We start from the raw sequence: 19,477 nt of genomic DNA, 5'->3' as shown, positions 1-19,477 counted from the left end.
TTCATCCGACCGGAGGACGTGATGCCCGCCAACCTGACGCTCAGCAGTCTCAAGACGGCCGTGAAAAGCGGCGAGATCGACACCGTGGCCGTGGCGCTGGTCGACATGCAGGGCCGGCTGATGGGCAAGCGCTTCCACGCCCAGCATTTCCTCGACAGCCACGAGGAAACCCACAGCTGCAACTATCTGCTGGCCACCGATTACGAAATGTCCACCGTTCCCGGCTATGCCTCGGCCAGCTGGGACAAGGGCTATGGCGATTACACCATGCGCCCCGATCTCGCCACCCTGCGCCGCCTGCCCTGGGCACCCGGCACGGCGCTTTGCATGGTCGATCTGCTGGACCATCACACGCATCAGCCCGTTCCCCATGCCCCGCGCAGCATCCTCGCCCGCCAGGTCGCCCGCGCCCGCGAGATGGGGTTTGAACCACAGATGGCGACCGAGCTTGAGTTCTTTCTCTTCGAAGAGAGTTACAAGCAACTGTTCGACACGGGCTATCGCCCGCTGACGCCCTCGCCGCGCTACAACGTGGACTATGCGATCACCGAGACATCCGAGGCCGAGACCGTGCTGCGCGCCCTGCGCAACGGGCTTTACGGTGCCGGCGTGCCGGTCGAATGCTCGAAAGGCGAGGCCGAGCGCGGACAGCACGAGATCAACGCCCGCTATTCCGATGCGCTGGATACGGCGGACATGCATGTGCTGATCAAGATGGCGACCAAGGAGATCGCGCGTCAGGCCGGCCACGCCGCCACCTTCATGGCGAAATACAACCACGACAAGGTCGGCAGTTCGTCCCATGTCCACCAGTCGCTGTTCAAGGGCGGCAAGAACGCCTTCGCCGACAAGAAAGACCCGCTCGGCATGTCGGCGCTGATGAAATCCTATGTCGCCGGACAACTGGCCCATGCCGGCGCAATCACCCTGTTCCTCGCCCCGAACATCAACAGCTACAAGCGCTTCGTCACCGGCACCTTTGCCCCCACCCGCACGGTCTGGAGCGTGGACAACCGCACCGCCGGCTTCCGCCTTTGCGGCGAGGGGACCAATGCCGTCCGCATCGAATGCCGCATCGGCGGGGCCGACCTGAACCCCTACCTGGCCTGTGCCGCCCTGCTGGCGGCCGGCCTCGACGGGGTGGAAAAGCAGATGGACCTTGGCCCGCCGCTGACCGGCGACATCTACCAATCCGCCAATGCCCCGCAGATCCCCCGCACCCTTGGCGACGCGGCCGAGGCGGCGTTGGCATCCGACATGCTGCGCGACGCCTTTGGCGAGGATGTGGTCCGCCACTACCACCGCGCCGCGTTGTGGGAGATAGAGGAGCAGAACCGCGTGGTCAGTGACTGGGAAGTCGCCCGCGGATTCGAACGCGCGTAAGGCGCAGAAATGGACGCTGACACATGGTTGACACGATCAAGCTGATCTCTCCCGTCGATGGCACAGTCTATGCCGAGCGCGCGGTGCTGACCCCCGATGCCGCGCGCGCCGCCATCGCCCGCGCCAAGGCCGCGCAACCGGCATGGGCCGCCCTGCCGCTGACTGACCGCATCGAGAAGGTGATGGCCGGGGTCGCGGCGCTGATCGCCATGAATGACAAGATCGTGCCGGAACTGGCGCGGATGATGGGCCGCCCGGTCCGCTATGGCGGCGAGATGGGCGGCGTGCGCGAGCGCGCCGACTACATGGCCCGGATCGCGCCCGACGTTCTCGCGCCCGAGGTGGTCGAGGACAGCGACCGCTTCCGCCGCGAGCTGCACCGTGCCCCTGTTGGCGTCGTCTTCATCATCGCGCCCTGGAACTATCCCTTCCTGACCGCGATCAACGGCATCGTGCCCGCGCTGATCGCCGGCAATGCCGTGGTGCTGAAACATGCCAGCCAGACCCTGCTGGCGGGCGAGCGGCTGGCCGAGGCGATGCAGGCCGGCGGCGTGCCGGCCGATGTGTTCCAGAACCTCGTCCTCGACCATGCCACCACCGAGGCGCTGATCTCCGAACGCCTGTTCGGCTTCGTGAACTTCACCGGTTCGGTGGCGGGTGGGCAGGCGATCGAGCGCGCAGCGGCGGGAGGTTTTACTGGCACCGGGCTGGAGCTGGGCGGCAAGGACCCCGGCTATGTCGCCGCCGATGCGGATCTGGATGCGGCGGTGAACGGGCTGATGGACGGGGCGATGTTCAATTCCGGGCAATGCTGCTGCGGGATCGAGCGGATCTATGTCCACGAAAGCCTCTATGACGAATTCGTCGCCAAGGCCGCCGACTGGACCCGCAGCCTGAAGCTGGGCGACCCGACCGATCCCGAGACGACGATGGGACCGATGGCGCATCAGCGCTTTGCCCGCGTGGTCCGCGATCAGGTGGACGAGGCCGTGGCCCAGGGCGCGCGCCCGCTGATTGCGCCCGGCGATGTTCCCGGCGATGACGGCGGTGCCTATCTGGCGCCACAGGTGCTGGTCGACGTGACCCATGACATGCGGGTGATGCGCGAGGAGAGCTTTGGCCCGGTCGTCGGCATCATGAAGGTCTCGGGCGATGACGAGGCCATCGCCCTGATGAATGACAGCGATTACGGGCTGACCGCCTCGATCTGGACCGCCGACCCCGACCGGGCAGCGGAGATCGGCGACCGGCTCGAGACCGGCACCGTCTTCATGAACCGCTGCGACTATCTGGACCCGGCTTTGTGCTGGACCGGGGTCAAGGATACCGGCCGCGGCGCCAGCCTGTCGGCGCTTGGCTTTCATGCCGTCACCCGGCCCAAATCCTTCCATCTGAAAAAGGTCACCTCATGAGCCCCAGCCAAAGCCCACGGGCGAACTGGTCCTATCCCACCGCCATCAAGTTCGGCGCCGGCCGCATTTCGGAACTGCCTGACCTCTGCAAGGGCGCCGGCATCACCCGCCCGCTGCTCGTGACCGACCGCGCACTGGCCGGCCTGCCAATCACCGCTGCCGCGCTGGACAGCCTCGAGGCTAGCGGGCTTGGCCGCGCGGTCTTCAGCGAGGTCGATCCCAATCCGAACGAGGGCAATATGGAGGCCGGGCTGGCCGTCTATCGCGCTGGCGGGCATGACGGGGTGATCTGCTTTGGCGGCGGCTCGGCACTGGACCTGGGCAAGATGATCGCGTTGATGGTCGATCAACCGGTTTCGGTCTGGGATCTCGAGGATATCGGCGACTGGTATACGCGCGCCAATGCCGCCACCATCGCGCCGATCATCGCCGTGCCGACCACCGCCGGCACCGGCTCCGAGGTTGGCAGGGCCGGGGTGCTGACCAACAGCGCCACCCACAAGAAGAAGATCATCTTCCACCCGAAACTGCTGCCCACGGTGACCATCTGCGACCCGGAACTCACCGTTGGCATGCCCCGCGCCATCACAGCCGGCACCGGCATGGACGCCTTCGCCCATTGTCTGGAAGCCTATTCCAGCCCCTTCTATCACCCGATGTCGCAGGGCATCGCATTGGAAGGGATGCGGCTGGTGCTTGAAAACCTGCCCCGCGCCTATGCCGTCCCCGACGATATCGAGGCCCGGTCGCAGATGATGAGCGCCGCCGCCATGGGCGCGGTGGCGTTTCAAAAGGGTCTGGGCGCGATCCATTCGCTGAGCCATCCGGTCGGCGCGGTCTATGGCACCCATCACGGCACCACCAATGCCGTGGTCATGCCGATGGTGCTGGATTTCAACCGCGCCGCCATCGAGGAGCGGATCGGCCGCGCCGCCGATTATCTGGGGATTTCCGGCGGCTTCGACGGCTTCCGCGCGCGGGTGATGGAGCTGCGGGCCGAGCTGGGCATTCCCGGCAATCTGGCGGAGATGGGCGTCGAGGCCAGCCGACTCGACGAGTTGACCGAGATGGCGCTGGAAGACCCGTCCTGCGGCGGCAACCCGATCGAGATGACGCGCGAGAATACCCGCGCGCTGTTCGACGCCGCCATGCAGGACGCCCGCTAGCGGGCGTCGAGGAAGGCCACGGTTGCGGCATGGATGTGCCGCAGCACCGCCGCGCCGCCCTCGGCCATGAGCCTCCGCGTCATCGGCACCTCGAGCGACAGGTCGATGTTCTTGGGCAGGGCGCCAACGAAGGCCTGCAAATCGATTTGTCCCTCGCCCGGTGGCAACCGCTCGGCACGCGCGGTCATCAGCAGCGCTTCGGTGTCATAGGCAGGCAGACGCGGCGCGTCGCAGAGATGGGCAAAGGGCAGCCGGTCGGGCGGGATCTGCCGCAGAAGCGCGAGGTCCGAATTCGAGCGGTCGATATGCAGGCTGTCGACCAGCATCCCGACGCCCTCGCCCGCCGCCTGCACCACGCGCCAGCAGGCGGCGAGATCGGGCACCACGGTCCAGGGAAAGAACTCCAGCACCACGCCGATCCCGCGCGAGCGCGCGAGGTCTGACAGCGCGGCGAGGCGATCCGCCAGACGTGAGAGGTCATCGTCATAGGGCGCGGCGATCAGTTGCGCGGCGCCAAGCTCGGCCCCCGCATCCAGCAGCGGGGCCAGAGCCGCAATATCGATCTCGGACGTGATCTTCACGAATTCGATGTCGCGCAGGGCAAGGCCGGTCTGGCGCAAGGCCGCCAGGGTCGCCCGCATCAGCGCGGGATCCTCCATCAGCGGATAGCCCGGACTGTCCTCGGTCACCCGCATCAGGCGCAGGCCGACACCATCGAAACCGGCCACAGCGGCGGCCTCGATGAAGTCGGGCGGCGGCAGGGTGATGGCGGAGAGGTGCGCGACAGACAGCCGGTGGGTCATGGGGTCGCCCCTTCTGCCGCATGGCGCGCGGCGATGAAACCGAAGGTCAAGGCCGGGCCGAGATTGATCCCGCCCGCCGGATAGTGTCCGCCAAAGACACTCAGGCTGTCCGTGCCGGCGGCATAGAGGCCGGGAATGGGCGCGCCCACGCCGTCCAGCACTCGCGCCTCGGCATCGGTGGCAAGGCCGGCAAAGCTGCCGAAACTGCCGGGTACAACCTCGACGGCGTAGAAGGGCGCGCGCTCGATCGGGACGAGGCAGGGGTTCGGCTTCTGCCCGGCATCGCCTTGCAAACGCATATAGGCGGTGCTGCCACGACCGAAATCGGGGTCCTCGCCCCGCGCCGCATGGGCGTTGAAGCGTTCAACGGTCTGCGCCAGCCCCTCGGCATCGATCCCCGTCACTGCGGCCAGTTCGGCCAGCGTCGCGCCGCGCTTCAGATAGCCCGAGCGGAGCCAGCCCCCGAGCGGCAGCGGCGCGGGCCGCACGATGCCCAAGCCATAGCGGCGGATGAATCGGTGATCGCAGATCAGCCATGACCGCGCGGGCTGGTCTTCCGGGATCGCTGCCAGCATGTCGCGGACATAGTCGTGATAGCCCAGGCCCTCGTTGCAGAAGCGCCGGCCATCGGCCAGCACGCCGATCAGCCCGGGCTTGCCGCGATCGATGATATGGGGAAAGCCGCCGACCCGGCCCGAGGGCCAGACCGCCCGACTAACCGGGCAAAAGGCCATGGGCTGCGCGGCATTCGCGCGAAAGGCGGCACCAACGGCCTCGGCCAGCCGCGCGCCATCGCCGGTGGCCGTGGGCACAGCCAGCGTCAGATGCTCGCCGTCGCGAGGCAGCAGCGCAGCGCGGCGGGCGGCGTCATGGGGAAAGCCGCCGGTGGCCAGAACCACGCCACGCGCGGCCATCAGCGGCCCGGCGGAGGTCTCAACGCCGATGACGCGCGCGCCCTCGCGCATCAGCGCGGTGACGGTAACATTGGTCCGCAGCTCAACGCCCACCTTCAGCGCCGAGCGGAGCAGCCGGGCGATCAGCGCGCTGCCATTGCGCAACTGCATGCCGCGGCGATGGATCGCCAGATCGACGATATGCCGACCGACACGGCTGGCAACATAGGCGAAACTGCGGACCGAACGGGTGGCCGTGAGAAACGCCTTCAGGTCCGCCCCCGACTGGATGGTCAGCCCGCGCAGCGTGGTCTCCGGTAAGGGCTCGCGCAGCAACCGGATCGCGTGGCCCAGCTTGCGCCCGTCATAGGGCTTGGCGATCACCGAGCGCCCGCCAGTTCCGGCACCGGGCTGGTCGGAATAGGTGTCGGGAATGTGCAATCCCCCGTCGAATTGCAGCGCGGTCCGGGTCTCGAAGAAGGCGACCATCTCGGGCGCGGCGGCGAGGAAGGCATCGACACGGGCCGGATCGAACTCTGCACCCAGCACGGCCTGGAGATAGCGGCGGGGCGCGCCATCCTCCTCGCGAATCCCCGCACGCCGGGCGACGGGATTGCCCGGCGCCCAGATCCAGCCGCCCGACCAAGCCGAGGTGCCGCCCATGACCGGGGCCTTTTCCAGCACCGTGACCCGCAGCCCCAGATGCGCCGCCGTCACCGCCGCCGCGAGGCCGGCCGCGCCCGAGCCCAGAACGATCAGATCAACCCCTTCGGCCATGCGCCCCCCTTGTCGATGCTCAGGGTCGGGCGGCAGCACCCTAACGTCAAATATCCATTTGGCAGGCAGATTAACCCGGTGTTAATCTGAACCCCGGGAGGCGAGTCTCCATGCGTGAAATCACCCTGCGCCAGGTCGAGGTCATCCGTGCCGTGATGATGCGCGGCACCATCAGCGGTGCGGCGGAACAGCTGAATGTCTCGGCCCCCGGCATCAGCCGACTGGTCAAGCATACCGAGGAATCGCTTGGCATCCGCCTGTTCGAACGCCGCGCCGGACGCTTCATCCCCTCGGTCGAGGCGGGCGCGGTCTTCGAGCAGATCAGCAATGTCTACAAGGGCGTCGAGAACCTGCAGCTGGCGATCAATTCGCTGGAAAAGGGCGAGGATGTGCGGCTGGCCTTTGCCTCGGCCCCCTCGGTGGCGCAGTTCATCGCCGCCCGTGCCATCCGCTCGATCCGCAGGCGTTATCCCGACCTCTTCATCGACCTGAACATCCTGAAGATCGAGGAGACCGTGGATTACCTGCTGCTGGAACGCGGCGAGTTCGTCATCATGAGCTCGTCGGTCGACAATGCCGGGATCGAGAACGAGAAGCTGGCCGAGGCGCGTCTGGTGGTGATCCTGCCCGAGGATCACCCGCTGGCGGCGCAGGAGGTGATTTCGGTCCACGATCTGGCGGGCGAGCAGTTGATCGGGGTCGATCCGGGCGATCCTTACGGCGCCAAGCTGAGTGAGCCCTTCTGGACCGCCGGGATCGAGCCGGTGCATTCCATGCGTGGGCGCTTTGCGCAGACCGTGGTCAGCCTCGTCCGGCACGGGCTGGGCGTCGCGCTGATCGATGCCTTTTCCGTGGCCGAGGTCTATATGCCCGGCCTCGTCCGCCGCCCGCTGGCCGAGCCATCGGGCGTCACCGTCTATGTGTCGCACAAGAAAGGCCGGGCGCTGTCGGGCTTTGCCGAATACGCCATCGAGCGGTTCCGAAAGGAACTGACCGCCGCCGCGCAGGGCACCTTTGACACGACCGTCACCAAGTGAGATTAACATTAAGTTAACATCGCGATGATCTGGGTATTTGACGTTACGCCACCTTCTCCGCGATGATGGCCAGAACGGGTGGAGGAGCAGCCCGTCTTCACAAGATCCAAGGGAGGAACACCATGAAACATCTCATTCTCGGCGCCGTCTCGGCCCTCGCGCTGACCGCAACCGGCGCCGTGGCGCAGGATTATCCCAGCAAGGAAATCGCCGGCATCATCCAGTGGGGCGCCGGTGGCTCGACCGATACGGTCATGCGCGCGGTGACGCCCCATGCCGAAGAGGTTCTGGGCGGCACCGTCGTCATGCAGAACATCACCGGCGGCGTCGGCGCCATCGCGCTGAACCAGGTCGCGGCGGGCGATGCCGATGGCTATACCCTGCTGATGGGCGCGGAAAACCCGCTGCTCTACAAGGTCATGGGCCTGGGCCAGAAGGATTACAGCGACTTCGTGCCGGTGAACGTGCTGGCGCGCGGCACGCCGATCCTGGTTGCGGGCAAGGATGCGCCCTTCGACGATTACGCGGGCATGCTGGCCTATATCAAGGAAAACCCCGGCGAGTTGCGCTTTGGCTCGACCGGCCCGGGCGGCTTGCCCTCGGTGGTCACCGCCATGATCAACGCGGTCGAGGGCGAGCAGGACGTGATCTTCGTTCCCTATGACGGCGACGGCCCGGCGCTGACCGCGCTGCAAGGTGGCGCCATCGACGTGATGCCCGCCGTTCTGGGTGCGGCGATCGAGGGGATCAAGGCCGGCGCGATGAAGCCGCTGGTCGTGTTCGAGGAAGAACCCGTCGAGGCCCTGCCCGATGTGCCGACCGCGCTTGCCGCCAATGCGGGCTATGACAAATACCTGCCCTGGGGTCCGTTCTTCGGCATCTTCGTCAAGGCCGGCACCCCCGATGACGCCGTGGCCAAGCTGACCGCCGCTTACAAGGAAGCCGCCGAACAGCCGGAATTCCTCGAGCTGATGAAGAATCGCGGCTTTACCTCGCTGAACCTCAGCGGCGCCGAGGCGCAGACCTTCCTCGATGGCTGGCAGTCGACCACCGCCTGGCTGATGCAGGATGCCGGTCTGACCAAATCCTCGCCCGAAGAGTTCGGCATCGCCAAACCGGCCGAGTAATCCCAAACGACCAGCGCGCAGGGCCATACCGGCCCCGCGCGATCCGGCGCGCCAGCAGACGGCCCGCGCCAAGATCCTGAAACCTGTGCGACAAGGAGGGTGCCATGTCCCCGACCGATCACGACACAGAGGCGCTGCAGGACGAAGTCACCGATCTTCATGAACATGCCCGCGACACCCGTCGCCCGGGCGAGGCCGGTTTCACCATCCTGCTGCTTCTGGCAAGCCTGTTCCTGCTCTGGAGCGCCTATGACATCTCGGGCTTCGAGGCGCTGTCGGCGCCCGGCACGCTGCCCATGGTCACGACCCTGATCATGGTCATCACCGGTGGCCTCATCATGCTGCGCACCATCAAGCTGCCGCCGGTTTCCGGCGAGACCTTCGGGCAGAACATCCTGCCGATGGCGCTGGTCATCATGGCGGTGCTGCTGGTCTGCTATGGCCTGCTGCTGAAGCCGCTCGGCTTCCTGCCGACCTCGATGCTGTTCCTGACCATCTCGATCAAGCTTCTCTGGCGGCAGGGTTGGGTCAAGACGCTTGGCGTTTCCTTCCTCGTCCTCGTCATCATCTACGTCGTGTTCCGCATCATCTTCACCGTGCTGATGCCCTCGGGCATCTTCCCCGAGGCCGAGATGCTGCAGTTCTTCCGCAACCTCATCGGCGGAGGTGCCTGAGATGGATGCCCTTTCAGCCTTCTTCACCGTCTTCACCGACCTGAAGCTTCTGTCGCTGGTCGCGCTTGGTACCTTTGCCGGGGTCTATATCGGCGCCATCCCGGGCCTTTCGGTCACCATGGCGGTGTCGATCCTGATTTCCTTCACCTTCTCCTGGGACGTTCATCCGGCCATCGCGCTGATGATCGGCATCTTCATGGGCGGGGTCTATGGCGGCTCGCGCACGGCGATCCTGTTGAACATCCCCGGCGCGCCCTCGGCCATCGCCACGGCCATGGACGGCTATCCCATGGCACAACGCGGCGAGGCCGGCACCGCCATCGGCATCACCACGGTCATGTCCTTCTTCGGCGGCTTCATCGGCATCATCGTGCTGGCGCTGGCCGCACCCTCGGTCTCGCAATTCGCCCTGACCTTCCAGCCGCGCGACTACATGCTGCTGGCGATCCTCGGCATCCTGCTGGTCGGCTCGCTGTCGGGGGAAAGCCTCGTCAAGGGCATCTTCTCGGGCGCCTTCGGCATCCTGATCGGCATGGTGGGCATGGACCCGCTGACCTTCACCGGCCGCTTTACCTATGACCTGCCGCTGATGCAGTCGGGGATCTCGTTCATCGCGGTGATGATCGGCATGTTCGGCGTCAGCGAGGCGCTGGCGCAACTGCACCATCTCGATACCCCGGCGATCAAGCAGAAGATCACCCGCATCGTCCCCAGCTTTGGCACGATCAAGAAATACCTGCCGCTGTCGCTGCAGACCTCGAGCATCGGGGTCATCATCGGCGCGCTGCCGGGCACCGGGGGCGATATCGCCGCTTTGATGGCCTATGACCATGCCAAGCGCGTGACCCGCAAGCCGTCGCGGCCCTTCGGCAAGGGTGCGATCGAGGGGCTGGTCGCCCCCGAGACCGCCAACAATGCCGCCGTCGGCGGGGCCTTCATTCCGATGATGACGCTTGGCATACCCGGCGATGCGGTCACCGCCATCATGATCGGCGCACTTTTCATCCACGGGCTGAACCCCGGCCCAATGCTGATGGTCGAACAGCCGGACATGTTCTGGTTCATCGTCGGATCGCTGGTGGTGGCGAACTTCTTCATGCTGATCTTCGGCCTGACCGGCATCAAGCTGTTCACCAAGGTCGTGGAGATGCCGCGCGCCGTGCTGATCCCGATGATCATGCTGCTCTCCATCGTCGGCGCCTATGCCACCAACAACTCGATCACCGATGTCTACTGGATGCTCGCGTTCGGGGTGCTGGGTTACTTCATGCGCACCTATGGCTATCCGCTGGGGCCGGTGATCCTGGGGGTGATCCTGTCGCGGCTTCTGGATGACAACTGGCGACGGGCGATCATTTCAGAACGCGAGGATCTGGGCCGCTTCTTCCACGGCATCGTCACCAGCCCGCTGTCGCTGATCCTGTTCCTCGCGGTGATCTTTATCTTCTTCAGCCAGACCCCGCTCTGGACCCGGCTCAAGGCACGGCTGCTGCCCGCCCGCAACGAGGAGGCACGGTGATGACCACGACCGACACCAAGACCCTGCAACTGGGCCTGATCGGCGACAATATCGCCCGCTCGCGCTCGCCCCTGCTGCATGTGCTGGCGGGGCGGCAGAACCGGGTCGAGGTCAGCTATCGCCGGCTGATCCCGCGTGATCTCGGTCAGGATTTCGATCAGGTCTTTGCCGACTGTGCCAAGGGCGGGTTCCGCGGCATCAACGTCACCTATCCCTACAAGGAGCGCGGGGCGGCCAAGGTCAGGATCGATGATCCGCTGGTTCGTGCCATCGGTGCCGTCAACACGGTGATCTTCGGGGCAAACGGCCCCGAAGGCCACAACACCGACTATTCGGGCTTCGTCTCGGCCTATCGGCTGGTGCGCGGCGAGACCCCGCCCGGCGCAGTGCTGATGATCGGCACCGGCGGTGTCGGTCGCGCCGTGGCCTTCGGGCTGATCGCGCTTGGCGCCTCGGCGCTGCGGCTGGTCGACCGCGATCAGGCCAAGGCCGAGGCGCTGGCCGAGGACCTGCGCCGCGCCGCGCCCTCGATGACGGTCAGCGTCCATGACCATGCGGAAGCCGCCGCCAAGGGCGTGCAGGGGGTGATCAACTGCACCCCGGTCGGCATGGTCGGCTACGAGGGTACGCCCATCGCGGGCGAGGCTCTGGCGGGCGCCGAATGGGCCTTCGATGCCGTCTATACCCCGCCCGACACGCAATTCCTGACCGATGCGGCAGCGCATGGGCTGAAGGTCGTCTCGGGCTGGGAACTGTTCTTCTTCCAGGGCGTCCACGCCTGGAAGCTGTTTGCGGGCCTGCCGCTTGATACCGCCGCGCTGCGCCACGAGCTGATGACGACGGAAGAAGTGGTATGAAGACCTCGATCGCCACGGTCTCGATCTCGGGCAGCTTTACCGAGAAACTGGATGCCATTGCCGCTGCCGGCTTTGACGGGATCGAGATCTTCGAGCAGGATTTCATCGCCTCGGACCATGCACCGCAGGATGTCGGCCGCATGGTCCGCGAGGCCGGGCTGGAGATCACCCTGTTCCAGCCCTTCCGCGATTTCGAGGGCCTGCCCGAACCGCTGCGCGCCCGCGCCTTCGCCCGGGCCGAGCGCAAGTTCGAGCTAATGAACCAGCTGGGCACCGATCTTATCCTCGTCTGCTCCTCGGTCCATCCGGCGGCGCTTGGCGGCATCAGCCGCATGGCCGATGATTTCGCCGAGCTGGGCGAACTGGCCCGGAAACACGGCGTCCGCGTCGGCTTCGAGGCCCTGTGCTGGGGCCGCCATATCAACGACCACCGCGACGCATGGGAAGTGGTGCGCCGGGCCGATCACCCGAATGTCGGCTTGATCCTCGACAGTTTCCACACGCTTGGCCGGGGCGTCGATCCGGCCAGCATCCGCAGCATTCCGGGCGATCGCATCTTCTTCGTGCAGCTGGCCGATGCGCCGGCCATCCCGATGGACCTGCTTTACTGGTCGCGGCACTTCCGCAACATGCCGGGCGAAGGCGATCTGGACGTGTCGGGCTTCATGCGCGCGGTCGCGGCCACCGGCTATGACGGGCCCCTGAGCCTCGAGATCTTCAACGACCAGTTCCGCGCCGGCCTGCCCCGGCTGGTGGCGCAGGACGGCCATCGCAGCCTGATCGCGACGATGGACAAGGTGCGGCGCGAGGAACCGGCCCTCCCGGTCGATCTGCCGCCCTTCCCTGCCCCGGAACAGGTCGAGCGCATCGAGTTCATCGAATTCGCCACGTCCGAGGCCGATGCCCCGGCGCTAGAGACCATGCTGGGCGCCTTGGGGTTCTCGCGCGCCGGGCGGCATGTCTCGAAACCCGTCACGCTGTGGCGGCAGGGCGGCGCGAATGTGCTGGTCAACACCGACAGCGAGGGCTTTGCCGGCAGCTCTTATGTCGCCCATGGCACCACGGTTTCGGAAATCGCTCTGATGATGCCCGATGCCCGCGCGGCGTTCGATCGGGCCACCGCGCTGCTGGCACGACCGCATCCGCAGGCTAACCGCGAAGGCGAGCTATCGATCCCGGCCATTCGCGGCGTCGGCGGGAGCATGATCCGGTTTCTTGATGCGACCTCGGACCTCGGGCGCATCTGGGATGTGGATTTCACCACCGAAGCCGCCCCGCCGGGTGCCGGCCTGACCGGCATCGACCATATCGCCCAGACCATGGCCTATGACGAAATGCTCAGTTGGTCACTGTTCTATACCTCGATCTTCGACGCGAAGAAGGCGCCAATGGTAGATGTGGCCGACCCCGCCGGTTTGGTGCGCAGCCAAGCGGTGCAATCGGGCGGGCTGCGGGTGACCCTGAACGGGGCCGAGGCGCGGGGCACGCTGGCCGGGCGCTTCATCGCGGACAGTTTTGGCTCATCGGTCCAGCATGTGGCGCTGGCCACGGATGACATCTTCGCCACGGCGGACGCGATGGCCGCGCGCGGCTTTCCGGTGCTGCAGATCGGGGCGAATTACTATGACGATGTGGCGGCGCGGTTCGGCCTTTCCGCCGATCTGGTCGCCCGGATGCATGCCGCGAACGTGCTTTACGACGAGGACGAGAGGGGCCGTTTCTTCCAGTTCTATTCTGCCACCCAGCCCGGCGGCTTCTTCTTCGAGATCATCCAGCGCGAAAACGGCTACCAGGGTTACGGCGCACCCAATGCCCCCTTCCGCATCGCGGCGCAGAAGCGCGGCACCCGCCCCGCCGCCGTGCCCCGGCGCTAGCCATGTGGGGCCGCACCGTCCTGAGCCAGCTGCATCAGCAGATCGAGCCCCGGCACCGGCGCCCCCGACTGGCGATAGGTCAGCCCGACCGCCCCCGAGAGGAACCGCACCCCGGTCGGGATCTCGACCAGATCGCCGCGATCCAGTTCGGCCCCGATCACGCCGCGCGAGATGAACCAGACCGCATCCGAGGCCGCCAGAATGCCCCGGCCAATGGCGAGCGCCGCCGTCTCGAAAGCCGGACGCAACCCGATCAGGTTCAGCGCGGCGAGGTATTCGTTCACCGGGCGGCGGATGATCGCTGTTTCGGGCGGCAGCACCACCGGCACCTGCCGCAGCAAGTCGCGCGGGGACAGATCGGCCAGCGGATGGCCGGCGCGGGCGACCAGCACGACCTCTTCCTCGTAGAGATGCTGGAAGGCCAGCCCCGCCATCTCGCCGGCATCGGGCATCCGACCGACCATCAGGTCGATCTGCCCGTCGCGCAAGAGACGCACCAGATAGGTATGCGGCCCGGTCTCGATCTTCAGCAACAGCTCGGGCGCGATCTCGCGCAGACGCAGCGCCACCAGCGGAAACAACCGCGTCGCCGCCGTGGGCAGGATGCCGACACGGATCACCCCGGCGCTATTACCGGGCCGCAGCGCCGCCGCCCCCGCATCCAGCGCCTGCAGTGCCCGATGGACATGACGGCGAAACACCGCGCCCTGCTGGGTCAGCACCAGCCGGCGGTTCTCGCGGCTGAAAAGCGGCAGGCCGATCAGATCCTCCAGCTCCGCCAGCGTGCGGCTCAGCGCCGGCTGGGTGATGCCTTGGGCGCGGGCGACAGCCGAGAGGCTGCCCTCATCCGCAATGGCGGCGAAGGCGCGCAGATGCCGCAGTTTGACGCCGGGATGCATAATCATATGGTTATGAAAATTGCCCCATTTTGCATTATCGCGGCTGGATCATGGCGGCTAAGTTATGGACAGGAGGATTTCTGATGCAAGACAATTCGCAATCCCGTCATGAGGCCGGCATGGCTGTCCGCCGCCGCGTTCTGGGTGATGCCCATGTGAACCGGGCCGAGGCCGCCAAGTCCGACCTCGACGCGCCCTTTCAGACCATGATCACCGAAGGCGCCTGGGGCACGGTCTGGGCCAGCGAGGCGATCAGCTTGCGCGAGCGATCCATGCTGACGCTGGCGCTGCTGGCCGCGACCGGGAATTTCGAGGAAATCCCGATGCATATCCGCGCCACCGCCCGCACCGGCGCCAGCCGCCGCGACGTGGCCGAGGCCTTCCAGCATGTCGCCATCTATGCCGGCGTGCCGCGCGCCAACCACGCGCTGAAGCTGGCCAAGCAGACCTATGCCGAAATGGACGCCGCCGAGGAGGAGCAGAAATGAGAGAATATTACCAACGCGACCGGCGCCTGCACCCGCCCGCGCTGACCCCGGATTACAAGACCTCGGTGGCGCGCAGCCCGCGCTATTCGATGATCTCGCTGCAGCAATCGGCGTCCGAGATCACCGGCCCGACCTTCGGTCACAATGACATCGACCGGGTCGATAATGACCTGATCCGCAACTATGCCAAATCCGGTGATCCGGTGGGCGAGCGGATCATCGTCCATGGAAGGGTGCTGGACGAGAACGCCCGCCCCGTGCCGCATACGCTGGTCGAGATCTGGCAGGCCAATGCCTCCGGCCGCTATCGCCACAAGAAGGATACCTATCTGGGCGCGCTCGATCCGAATTTCGGCGGCTGCGGGCGGACCATCACCGATGCCGAGGGGCGCTATGTATTCCGCACCATCAAGCCCGGCGCCTATCCCTGGCGCAACTGGGTGAACAACTGGCGGCCGGCGCATATCCATGTTTCGGTCTTCGGCCATTCCTTCAGCCAGCGGCTGATCACCCAGCTCTATTTCGAAGGCGATCCGCTGATCGCGAAATGTCCGATTGTGGCGACGATCCCCGATCAGGACGCCATCGAGCAACTGACCGCGAAGCTGGATCTGAACGCGACCGTGCCCTTGGACAGCATCGCCTACAAGTTCGACATCGTGCTGCGCGGGCGGCGGTCGACCTATTTCGAGAATCGGCCGGAGGGGAACTGAGCATGGCACAGAAGCTTGATTATCTTCGTGAAAGCGCCTCGCAGACCGCTGGCCCTTATGTCCATATCGGGCTTGCGCCGGGGGCTGCGGGGTTCGACATCTACCGCGAGGAACTGGGCTGGGACATTGCCGGGCCGAATGCCAAGGGCGAGCGGATCCGGGTCGAGGGTCTGGTGATCGACGGCATCGGCAGCCCGGTCAAGGATGTGCTGATCGAGGTCTGGCAGGCCAATGCCGAGGGCCATTACGCGCATCCCGAAGGCGGCGGCGAGGTCGAAGAGGGCTTTCGCGGCTGGGGCCGGGTGATCACCGATTTCGACACCGGCGAATGGGGCTTCGATACGGTGAAGCCCGGCCCGGTCATGGGCCGCAATGGCCGGCTGATGGCGCCGCATCTGAACCTGTGGCTCGTCTCGAGGGGCATCAATATCGGGTTGAACACCCGGATGTATTTCGGCGACGAGACCGAGGCCAATGCCAAGGACCCGGTCATCAACCTGATCGAATGGGAAAAGCGCCGCGCCACGCTGATCGCCACGCGCGAGATGCGCGACGGCATCCCCGTCTATCGCTTCGACATCCGCCTTCAGGGCGATGACGAAACCGTCTTCTTCGACATCTGAGGCCGCACTCATGACCAAACCCTGCATCATCTGCGTGGCCATCACCGGCTCGCTTCCGACCAAAGAGAACAATCCGGCGGTGCCGATCACCATTTCGGAACAGATCGAGAGCACCCAAGAGGCCTTCGAGGCCGGGGCCACCATCGCCCATTGCCATGTCCGGGACGACGAGGGCAAAGCCAGCAGCGATCCGGCGCGATTTGCTGCGCTGAAGGAGGGGCTGGAAAAGCACTGCCCCGGCATGATCGTGCAACTGTCGACCGGCGGGCGCTCGGGCGCGGGTCAGGCGCGGGGCGGAATGCTGCCCTTGTCGCCCGACATGGCCTCGCTGTCGGTCGGGTCGAACAATTTTCCGACGCGGGTCTACGAGAACCCGCCCGACCTGGTGGACTGGCTGGCCAGCGAGATGCTGGCCCATGGCGTGAAGCCCGAGATCGAGGCCTTTGACCTGTCGCACATCCTGCAGGCGGCCAAGATGCACGCTGACGGCCGGATCAAGGACACACCTTATGTGCAGTTCGTCATGGGGGTGAAGAACGCCATGCCGGTCGATCGCGATGTGTTCGACTACTACATCCACACGGTCAAGCGGCTGTTCGGCGAGGATGCGCCATGGTGCGCGGCGGGGATCGGGTCGAACCAGCTGACCATCAATGACTGGGCCATTTCCTCGGGCGGCCATGCCCGCACCGGGCTCGAGGATAACGTGCGGCTCGACCGCGATACCCTCGCCCCGTCCAATGCCGCGCTGGTCGCGCGCACGGTCGAGCTTTGCGGCAAATACGACCGCCCGGTGGCGACCTGGCAGCAGGCGCGGCAGATCCTCGGCCTCGCCATGCCGGCCTGACGGCGGCGCCCAGGACAAGAAAAGGGCGGGTCAGCACATGCTGGCCCGCCCTTCTCTGTCAGTCCGGCTGCGGTCTTGCCCCCGAAGGGTCATTCCGCGGCTCAGGCGTCGTCACGACCATGGTGGACATATTCGACGGTCAGGGATTTGACGCCCGAGGTCGAAACGGTCGCGCCCGATTTCTCGTCGAGGATCTTCTCGATGCGCTCGGCCTTGGCCAGTGCACTCGTCTCGGCGTCGATCTGGGCAAGTTCATTGGTGGTGAAGTTGGCCGGGTCGAGGTTCAGGATCGCGGCCTGCATGTCGCGGCCGGCATTGGTGACGCCGGGGACTTCGGTCTTCTGCGCCTGGATCCGGGCGGCGCGTTCGGCCTTGCGGGTGTCGCCGCGCTCGGCAGCGATCTGGGCCAGCTCGTTGGTGGTGAAGGCCGAGGCGTCCACATTCAGGGTCGCGGCCTGCATCGCCTGCCCGTCATTGGCATTGGCGGCAAAGGGAAGCGCCACGGCAAGGGCGGCGGCGGTAAGGATCGATTTCGTGAACATATCACATCTCCTGTTTCTGGCGGGGGGACGGTTACCTTTCCTCGGTGCCTGGTCCCTTCGCATAGGAGTGGATTAAGGGTCTGGCGGCCCCGCGTTAAACGCACAGGGCCACACAGGTTCTGTGCGGAAATGCATTGTCACTTCCGCGTCAACGAGGGTCAGAACAACCCCTCGATCTGCCCCGCCTCGTTCAGCCGGATCGATTCGGCCGAGGGATGGCGCGGCAGGCCCGGCATGGTCATGATTTCGCCGCAGATCACCACCACGAAGCCCGCCCCTGCCGACAGCCGCACCTCGCGTACCGGGACGGAATGGCCGGTCGGCGCGCCGCGCAGGTTCGGATCGGTCGAGAAGCTGTACTGGGTCTTGGCCATGCAGACCGGCAGATGGCCATAGCCCTGATCCTCCCAGGCGTGCAGCTGGTCGCGGATGCGTTTGTCGGCCAGCACCTCGTCGGCGCGATAGATGCGCGTGGCGATGGTGCGGATCTTCTCGAACAGCGGCATCTCGTCCTCGTAAAGCGGCGCGAATTGCGACCGGCCACTATCGGCGATCTCGGCCACGCGCATCGCCAGGTTGACCGCGCCCTTGCCGCCCTGTTCCCAGTGCCGGCTGACGATCGCCTCGGCGCCCCGGCCCGAGACATAGCTTTGCACCGCCTCGATCTCGGCCTCGCTATCGCCGCTGAAATGGTTGATCGCCACGACCACCGGCACGCCGAAGCCGTGCAGGTTCTCGATATGCCGGCCCAGGTTGGCGCAGCCCTTTTTGACCGCCGCGACGTTCTCGGGGCCGAGATCGGCCTTGGCGACACCACCGTTCATCTTCATCGCCCGAACGGTCGCCACCAGCACGACGCAATCCGGCTTCAGCCCGGCCTTGCGGCACTTGATGTTCATGAACTTCTCGGCCCCCAGATCGGCACCGAAGCCGGCCTCGGTCACAACGTAATCGGCCAGTTTCAGCGCCGTGGTGGTGGCGATGACCGAGTTGCAGCCATGGGCGATATTGGCAAACGGTCCGCCGTGGACGAAGGCCGGGTTATGCTCCAGCGTCTGGACCAGATTGGGCTGCATGGCGTCTTTCAACAGAACCGTCATCGCCCCCTCGGCCTTCAGGTCACGGCAATAGACCGGGCTGTGATCGCGGCGATAGGCGACGATCATGTCCCCCAGCCGCTTTTCGAGGTCCTTCAGGTCGCGCGAGAGGCAGAGGATCGCCATCACCTCCGAGGCGACGGTGATGTCATAGCCGGTCTCGCGCGGGAAACCGTTGGCCACGCCCCCCAGCGCGGCGGTGATCTGCCGCAGCGCCCGGTCATTCATGTCCACTACGCGGCGCCAGACCACGCGGCGCATGTCGATTGCCAGCTCGTTGCCCCAGTAGATATGGTTGTCGATCATCGCGGACAGCAGCGAATGGGCGCTGGTGATGGCGTGGAAATCGCCGGTGAAATGCAGGTTCATGTCTTCCATCGGCACGATCTGGGCATAGCCGCCACCGGCCGCGCCCCCCTTCATTCCGAAATTCGGACCCAGCGAAGCCTCGCGGATGCAGATCGCCGCCTTCTTGCCGATGGCGTTCAGGCCGTCGCCCAGACCCACAGTGGTCGTGGTCTTGCCCTCGCCCGCGGGCGTCGGGTTGATCGCGGTGACAAGGATCAGCTTGCCATTCGGCCGATCCTGGATCGATTCGATGAAGCGTTGGCTGACCTTAGCCTTGTCATGGCCATAGGGCACCAGGTCCTCGGCCCCGATCCCGAGCCTTTCGCCGATCTTCTGGATCGGTAGTTTCTTTGCCGCCCGCGCGATCTCGATATCGGATTTGAAAGCCATCCCGTTCC

Annotated in this window: 18 protein-coding genes; 13 read left to right on the top strand and 5 right to left on the bottom strand. The window is 65.9% G+C overall.

The window, feature by feature from the left end; all coding sequences use genetic code 11:
- Window positions 1–21 precede the first annotated feature (21 nt).
- Genes CX676_RS15770 through CX676_RS15760 form a run of 3 tightly spaced genes read left to right on the top strand, consistent with a single transcriptional unit; the run spans window position 22 to window position 3,961 of the window.
- On the top strand, window positions 22–1,383 hold the full coding sequence (locus CX676_RS15770) for a glutamine synthetase family protein (protein ID WP_101753466.1): 1,362 nt from the start codon (window positions 22–24) through the stop codon (window positions 1,381–1,383).
- Window positions 1,384–1,406: 23 nt separating this feature from the next.
- Window positions 1,407–2,795, top strand: a complete 1,389-nt coding sequence (locus CX676_RS15765) for an aldehyde dehydrogenase family protein (protein WP_101753465.1) — start codon at window positions 1,407–1,409, stop codon at window positions 2,793–2,795.
- Complete coding sequence (locus CX676_RS15760) at window positions 2,792–3,961, top strand: iron-containing alcohol dehydrogenase (RefSeq protein ID WP_101753464.1); 1,170 nt, start codon at window positions 2,792–2,794, stop codon at window positions 3,959–3,961. Before CX676_RS15765 ends, CX676_RS15760 begins: the two co-directional genes overlap by 4 nt.
- Here CX676_RS15760 and CX676_RS15755 read toward each other — a convergent pair.
- A complete protein-coding gene (locus tag CX676_RS15755; protein WP_101753463.1) occupies window positions 3,958–4,764 on the bottom strand; it encodes a sugar phosphate isomerase/epimerase family protein in 807 nt (268 codons plus the stop codon). The two genes, CX676_RS15760 and CX676_RS15755, sit on opposite strands and share 4 nt — an antisense overlap.
- Window positions 4,761–6,434 carry an FAD-dependent oxidoreductase gene (locus CX676_RS15750; protein WP_101753462.1) on the bottom strand — a complete coding sequence of 558 codons (1,674 nt, stop codon included), beginning with the start codon at window positions 6,432–6,434 and terminating at the stop codon, window positions 4,761–4,763. Before CX676_RS15750 ends, CX676_RS15755 begins: the two co-directional genes overlap by 4 nt.
- A 110-nt stretch (window positions 6,435–6,544) precedes the next feature.
- Here CX676_RS15750 and CX676_RS15745 point away from each other — a divergent pair, with 110 nt between their 5' ends.
- From CX676_RS15745 to CX676_RS15720, 6 genes are all read left to right on the top strand, one after another.
- A complete protein-coding gene (locus CX676_RS15745) occupies window positions 6,545–7,471 on the top strand; it encodes a LysR family transcriptional regulator (RefSeq protein WP_101753461.1) in 927 nt (308 codons plus the stop codon).
- A 122-nt stretch (window positions 7,472–7,593) separates the two neighbouring features.
- Window positions 7,594–8,598 carry a Bug family tripartite tricarboxylate transporter substrate binding protein gene (locus CX676_RS15740; RefSeq protein ID WP_101753460.1) on the top strand — a complete coding sequence of 335 codons (1,005 nt, stop codon included), beginning with the start codon at window positions 7,594–7,596 and terminating at the stop codon, window positions 8,596–8,598.
- Window positions 8,599–8,702: 104 nt separating this feature from the next.
- A complete protein-coding gene (locus tag CX676_RS15735; protein WP_101753459.1) occupies window positions 8,703–9,272 on the top strand; it encodes a tripartite tricarboxylate transporter TctB family protein in 570 nt (189 codons plus the stop codon).
- Between the two features lies 1 nt (window position 9,273).
- The gene (locus tag CX676_RS15730) at window positions 9,274–10,791 is read left to right on the top strand and encodes a tripartite tricarboxylate transporter permease (RefSeq protein WP_101753458.1); all 1,518 of its coding nucleotides are present in this window, start codon (window positions 9,274–9,276) and stop codon (window positions 10,789–10,791) included.
- Entirely contained in the window at window positions 10,791–11,648 is an 858-nt protein-coding gene (locus tag CX676_RS15725) for a shikimate dehydrogenase family protein (protein WP_101753457.1), read from the top strand. Before CX676_RS15730 ends, CX676_RS15725 begins: the two co-directional genes overlap by 1 nt.
- Window positions 11,645–13,522: a bifunctional sugar phosphate isomerase/epimerase/4-hydroxyphenylpyruvate dioxygenase family protein gene (locus CX676_RS15720; protein WP_101753456.1), complete on the top strand. Its 1,878-nt coding sequence runs from the start codon at window positions 11,645–11,647 to the stop codon at window positions 13,520–13,522. Before CX676_RS15725 ends, CX676_RS15720 begins: the two co-directional genes overlap by 4 nt.
- On the opposite strand, the gene CX676_RS15715 is transcribed toward CX676_RS15720, so the two are convergent.
- A complete protein-coding gene (locus CX676_RS15715) occupies window positions 13,519–14,421 on the bottom strand; it encodes a LysR substrate-binding domain-containing protein (RefSeq protein WP_198590215.1) in 903 nt (300 codons plus the stop codon). The two genes, CX676_RS15720 and CX676_RS15715, sit on opposite strands and share 4 nt — an antisense overlap.
- An 83-nt stretch (window positions 14,422–14,504) precedes the next feature.
- Here CX676_RS15715 and pcaC point away from each other — a divergent pair, with 83 nt between their 5' ends.
- From pcaC to CX676_RS15695, 4 genes are read left to right on the top strand one after another with little or no spacing between them, the layout of a single operon-like run.
- Complete coding sequence (gene pcaC, locus CX676_RS15710) at window positions 14,505–14,909, top strand: 4-carboxymuconolactone decarboxylase (RefSeq protein ID WP_101753454.1); 405 nt, start codon at window positions 14,505–14,507, stop codon at window positions 14,907–14,909.
- Window positions 14,906–15,622 (top strand): protocatechuate 3,4-dioxygenase subunit beta, encoded by a 717-nt coding sequence (pcaH, locus tag CX676_RS15705; protein WP_101753453.1) that lies wholly within the window; start codon window positions 14,906–14,908, stop codon window positions 15,620–15,622. Before pcaC ends, pcaH begins: the two co-directional genes overlap by 4 nt.
- 2 nt (window positions 15,623–15,624) lie before the next feature.
- Window positions 15,625–16,245 (top strand): protocatechuate 3,4-dioxygenase subunit alpha, encoded by a 621-nt coding sequence (pcaG, locus tag CX676_RS15700; RefSeq protein WP_101753452.1) that lies wholly within the window; start codon window positions 15,625–15,627, stop codon window positions 16,243–16,245.
- A gap of 10 nt (window positions 16,246–16,255) precedes the next feature.
- Window positions 16,256–17,092: a BKACE family enzyme gene (locus CX676_RS15695; RefSeq protein ID WP_101753451.1), complete on the top strand. Its 837-nt coding sequence runs from the start codon at window positions 16,256–16,258 to the stop codon at window positions 17,090–17,092.
- Between the two features lie 101 nt (window positions 17,093–17,193).
- Here CX676_RS15695 and CX676_RS15690 read toward each other — a convergent pair whose 3' ends face one another.
- Window positions 17,194–17,634 (bottom strand): hypothetical protein, encoded by a 441-nt coding sequence (locus CX676_RS15690; protein WP_101753450.1) that lies wholly within the window; start codon window positions 17,632–17,634, stop codon window positions 17,194–17,196.
- A gap of 158 nt (window positions 17,635–17,792) precedes the next feature.
- The gene (locus CX676_RS15685; protein WP_101753449.1) at window positions 17,793–19,469 is read right to left on the bottom strand and encodes a formate--tetrahydrofolate ligase; all 1,677 of its coding nucleotides are present in this window, start codon (window positions 19,467–19,469) and stop codon (window positions 17,793–17,795) included.
- Window positions 19,470–19,477 lie beyond the last annotated feature (8 nt).

Source organism: Paracoccus zhejiangensis (assembly GCF_002847445.1).
GTDB lineage: Bacteria > Pseudomonadota > Alphaproteobacteria > Rhodobacterales > Rhodobacteraceae > Paracoccus > Paracoccus zhejiangensis.
This window is presented reverse-complemented; position numbering and strand designations above follow the sequence as displayed.

Coding starts and splice junctions, on each gene's coding strand:
- CX676_RS15770 (WP_101753466.1), top strand. CDS start 22: ATGCCCGCCAACCTGACGCTCAGCAGTCTCAAGACGGCCGTGAAAAGC.
- CX676_RS15765 (WP_101753465.1), top strand. CDS start 1,407: ATGGTTGACACGATCAAGCTGATCTCTCCCGTCGATGGCACAGTCTAT.
- CX676_RS15760 (WP_101753464.1), top strand. CDS start 2,792: ATGAGCCCCAGCCAAAGCCCACGGGCGAACTGGTCCTATCCCACCGCC.
- CX676_RS15755 (WP_101753463.1), bottom strand. CDS start 4,764: ATGACCCACCGGCTGTCTGTCGCGCACCTCTCCGCCATCACCCTGCCG.
- CX676_RS15750 (WP_101753462.1), bottom strand. CDS start 6,434: ATGGCCGAAGGGGTTGATCTGATCGTTCTGGGCTCGGGCGCGGCCGGC.
- CX676_RS15745 (WP_101753461.1), top strand. CDS start 6,545: ATGCGTGAAATCACCCTGCGCCAGGTCGAGGTCATCCGTGCCGTGATG.
- CX676_RS15740 (WP_101753460.1), top strand. CDS start 7,594: ATGAAACATCTCATTCTCGGCGCCGTCTCGGCCCTCGCGCTGACCGCA.
- CX676_RS15735 (WP_101753459.1), top strand. CDS start 8,703: ATGTCCCCGACCGATCACGACACAGAGGCGCTGCAGGACGAAGTCACC.
- CX676_RS15730 (WP_101753458.1), top strand. CDS start 9,274: ATGGATGCCCTTTCAGCCTTCTTCACCGTCTTCACCGACCTGAAGCTT.
- CX676_RS15725 (WP_101753457.1), top strand. CDS start 10,791: ATGACCACGACCGACACCAAGACCCTGCAACTGGGCCTGATCGGCGAC.
- CX676_RS15720 (WP_101753456.1), top strand. CDS start 11,645: ATGAAGACCTCGATCGCCACGGTCTCGATCTCGGGCAGCTTTACCGAG.
- CX676_RS15715 (WP_198590215.1), bottom strand. CDS start 14,421: ATGCATCCCGGCGTCAAACTGCGGCATCTGCGCGCCTTCGCCGCCATT.
- pcaC (WP_101753454.1), top strand. CDS start 14,505: ATGCAAGACAATTCGCAATCCCGTCATGAGGCCGGCATGGCTGTCCGC.
- pcaH (WP_101753453.1), top strand. CDS start 14,906: ATGAGAGAATATTACCAACGCGACCGGCGCCTGCACCCGCCCGCGCTG.
- pcaG (WP_101753452.1), top strand. CDS start 15,625: ATGGCACAGAAGCTTGATTATCTTCGTGAAAGCGCCTCGCAGACCGCT.
- CX676_RS15695 (WP_101753451.1), top strand. CDS start 16,256: ATGACCAAACCCTGCATCATCTGCGTGGCCATCACCGGCTCGCTTCCG.
- CX676_RS15690 (WP_101753450.1), bottom strand. CDS start 17,634: ATGTTCACGAAATCGATCCTTACCGCCGCCGCCCTTGCCGTGGCGCTT.
- CX676_RS15685 (WP_101753449.1), bottom strand. CDS start 19,469: ATGGCTTTCAAATCCGATATCGAGATCGCGCGGGCGGCAAAGAAACTA.